1 protein-coding gene is annotated in these 1534 nt (G+C 34.1%); it reads left to right on the plus strand.

Annotated features, from left to right (window positions below):
• The first annotated feature begins 244 nt into the window (after positions 1-244).
• Positions 245-946, plus strand: coding sequence for a hypothetical protein (locus AB4Y86_RS18695; RefSeq protein ID WP_087963211.1), 702 nt, complete (start codon positions 245-247; stop codon positions 944-946).
• Positions 947-1534: the final 588 nt, after the last annotated feature.

A 1534-nucleotide genomic window follows, 5' to 3' on the forward strand; every position in this document is an offset into this window, starting at 1 on the left:
ATACTATCGTATTCCAATGGTGAAGTTGAAATGATGTATGCACTTCAAGACAACAAAGAAATTGTAAGCTTTACATTGTTATTAGAACAAAAAATAATAGCGGCTTAATACAAAGGCAACGCGAATACAATTATCGCGTTGCCTTTTAATTTCTCATTATTTATTTCAGCTCATTTTGATTTTATTCCAAATAACACTCTTTAATAAGTGTAAGGCAATAAAGAACAGAAAAGGGGAATGAAAAATGTTAGTAAAAGCAAAAGAATTACAAGTAGAAAAGCAAAACACACTTGTTACAACATTAGATAGCAACCCAGAGTATGCATTACTAGTGGCTGAAATCGAACGTCATCAAACAATTGGTGAAATTAAAAGCAAAGATGCTTTTGAAATCATTTTTGGAGACAAAGAATCAGAAGCAGCTACTAACGCTGTATTTGTAACTTTAGCTGATGAGGCTATCGTCCAAGGAGTACAGTATGAGAACGGTGAAGTACAAATTAAAGCTATTTTTACTGTTGAAAAAGATGGCAAAAAAGCTATTCATCATGCAATTGTGCAAGGTGGAAAAGTATTTATTGAGCAAGAAGTTTCTCACGATCCAGCACACTTTGGATTTGTTGAAGAACTTAAAAATCAAAAGGGTGCTGAGGAATCTTCAGACGAGATCAAAGAAGAAGCTTGGTATGATGGATGCTTAGTATTCTTTAATTCTGGAAATGGTAAGTATTACTACTATAACCATTGTGGTAAAGGTTGCGGAGGCGAAAGCAAAGCAGTAATCAATACACTTGATTCTTGCTGCCGAAACCATGACCGCTGCTATAACAACTTTGGTGAAGGCAACTGTGGTTGCGATAGAGACCTTTCTGTTTGTGCAAACAATGCAAGTGATCCAGGTTGGTGGATGGTTTCTGAATGGGCTCGTCTTAAGTCTTGTAATTAATCAAAAAAGGAGGGCAGTAATTCTGCCTTCCTTTCACTTTATCCCATAAAACTTGAAAGATAGTATTGAAAACCTAGTACACACAAAGTTCCAAGGCTGCTGAATACGACAATAGAGGACAATATAACTGTATTTCTAGGTATTCTTTTGAAGTTTTTCAAGGCAATTACGGAAACGAAGACACCAATGATTGATATTATTGACCACAATAGGTAATTTTGTACTTGTAATCTTTGAATATAATAAAATGCAAAAAAGATTTGTGATGCGAGTATAATTGCTAATACATAAAGGCTTATTCCTTTCATATTTCCACTCTCACCTTCCTAAAATACAGAATATTTACACATATTGTATCAAAAATAGGACACCTAGAGTGCCCTATTTTTACTTTCTCACAACTTCTTTTAAATTATTGATTGGATCATTTAAAAACGCTCAACCATAAGAAATAAAAAAAGTCAGGTTTATCCTAACTTTTTGTTTGGATTTTTTGATATTTTCCGATTATCCCCTCTTTAATAAGTAGAAAGACAAATTAAGCATGGTGGCATAGCCAAGTGGTAAGGCARAGGTCTGCAAAACCTT

Origin of the sequence: Arthrobacter sp. 2YAF22_2 (assembly GCF_052114645.1) — a bacterium.
Taxonomy (GTDB): domain Bacteria; phylum Actinomycetota; class Actinomycetes; order Actinomycetales; family Micrococcaceae; genus Arthrobacter.